Source organism: Rhizobacter sp., assembly GCF_031412495.1.
In the GTDB taxonomy this organism is placed as follows: Bacteria; Pseudomonadota; Gammaproteobacteria; order Burkholderiales; family Burkholderiaceae_C; genus Schlegelella_A.
Window position 1 is genome coordinate 1 of the sequence record NZ_JANODC010000522.1, and the last position, 1,879, is coordinate 1,879.

The following is a 1,879-nucleotide window of genomic DNA, read 5'->3' on the forward strand; positions in this document are numbered from 1 at the left end:
CGCGCCGTCGATCGCCTCGCGGATGCGGTCGACCGCTTCTTCCGCGGCGGCCTTGCCGGCCTCCGGCTTGGCGCCGGCGCCGAGCCCGGTCGAGCCGAGCTGGATCAGGTGGTGCGCGGCCGAGCGGTTGAGCGCCTGCGCGTCGGTGTTGGCGACGACGAAGTCGACGCCCTGGACGCCCTCCTCGATCATGTGCTCGACGGCATTGCCGCCGCCGCCGCCGATCCCGATCACCTTGATCTGGGTGCCCATGTTGAACTCTTCGATCATTTCGATGGCCATGTCTTGATCTCCAATCCTTGCAGTTGCCTTGAGTCGTGCGATTCGCGAAATACGTTCTTGATGTGGTGTTCCCTGCCCGGCCCCTCAGCCGGTGGGCGGCGGCGGGTCGTGGGCATGCGGCAGGAAGCCTGCGTGGACGGGTCTCGTGGGTTCGACGTTCACGTGGTAGTCCTTCAGAAATTGCCCAGGAACCAGTCGCGGGCCCGGCCGAACAGCGTCTTCACGGAGCCGGCCTGCTGCGCCGCGCGCTGGCCGCGCGTGCGCGCCATGCGTGCTTCCTCGAGCAGGCCCATGACCGTCGCCGAGCGCGGGTTGGCGACCATGTCGTGCAGGGCGCCCCGGTAGGTGGGCGTGCCCTTGCGCACCGGCTTGAGGAAGATGTCCTCGCCGAGCTCGATCATTCCGGGCATCACGGCCGAGCCGCCGGTGATGACGATTCCCGACGACAGCAGCTCCTCGAAGCCGCTCTCGCGGATCACCTGGTGCACGAGCGAGTAGATCTCCACGACCCGCGGCTCGATCACGCCCGACAGCGCCTGGCGGCTCAGCATGCGCGGCGGCCGGTCGCCGAGCCCGGGGACCTCGAGCTGCTCGTTCGGGTCGGCGAGCAGCTGCTTGGCGACGCCGTACTCGACCTTGATCTCCTCGGCGTCCTTGGTCGGCGTGCGCAGCGCCATGGCGATGTCGCTGGTGATCAGGTCGCCGGCGATCGGGATCACCGCCGTGTGCCGGATCGAGCCATCGGTGAAGATCGCCACGTCGGTGGTGCCGGCGCCGATGTCCACGAGGGCCACGCCGAGGTCCTTCTCGTCCTCGGTCAGCACGGCGTGGCTCGACGCGCTCGGGTTCAGCACGAGCTGCTCGACTTCCAGCCCGCAAAGCCGCACGCACTTGACGATGTTCTCGGCCGCGCTCTGCGCACCGGTGACGATGTGCACCCGCACCTCGAGGCGGCCGCCGCTCATGCCGATCGGCTCCTTGACCTCGTGGCCGTCGATCACGAACTCCTGCGGCTCGACGAGGAGCAGACGCTGGTCGTTCGGGATGTTGATCGCCTTCGCGGTCTCGACGACGCGGGCGACGTCGACCGGCGTCACTTCCTTGTCGCGCACGATCACCATGCCGGTCGAGTTCTGGCCGCGGATGTGGCTGCCGGTGATGCCGGTGTAGACGCGCGTGATCTTGCAGTCGGCCATCATCTCGGCCTCCTTCAAGGCCTGCTGGATCGACTGCACCGTCGCGTCGATGTTGACGACGACGCCGCGCTTGAGGCCGTGCGCCGGGGCGCTGCCGAGCCCGGCAATGCGCAGCTCGCCGTCCGGCATGACCTCGGCGACGACGGCCATCACCTTGGCCGTGCCGATGTCGAGGCCGACGACGAGGTCCTTGAGTTCCTTGGCCATGCGCTGGGATTCCTCTACTTCTTCTTGTTGTCGGGGACCACGGCCGACGTCGTCGAGACGCCCTTCAGTCGCACCGCGTAGCCGTCCTGGTGGCGCAGGTCGGCGTACTCGAGCGGTCGCTGGAACCGGTCGGTGACCTTGCCGAAGGTGGCGACGAAGCGGGCCGAGCGAGCCACCACGTCGTCGTCGCTGCC

Annotated in this window: 1 protein-coding gene and 2 pseudogenes; all 3 read right to left on the bottom strand. The window is 68.3% G+C overall.

Features of this window, described 5'->3' with window-relative positions:
• Positions 1-282 (bottom strand): annotated as a pseudogene (locus tag AC30N0_RS19560) (cell division protein FtsZ); the annotation flags it as partial.
• 173 nt (positions 283-455) lie between these two features.
• Positions 456-1,685, bottom strand: coding sequence for a cell division protein FtsA (gene ftsA, locus AC30N0_RS19565; RefSeq protein ID WP_489519554.1), 1,230 nt, complete (start codon positions 1,683-1,685; stop codon positions 456-458).
• A gap of 14 nt (positions 1,686-1,699) precedes the next feature.
• Positions 1,700-1,879, bottom strand: a pseudogene (locus tag AC30N0_RS19570) (cell division protein FtsQ/DivIB); the annotation flags it as partial.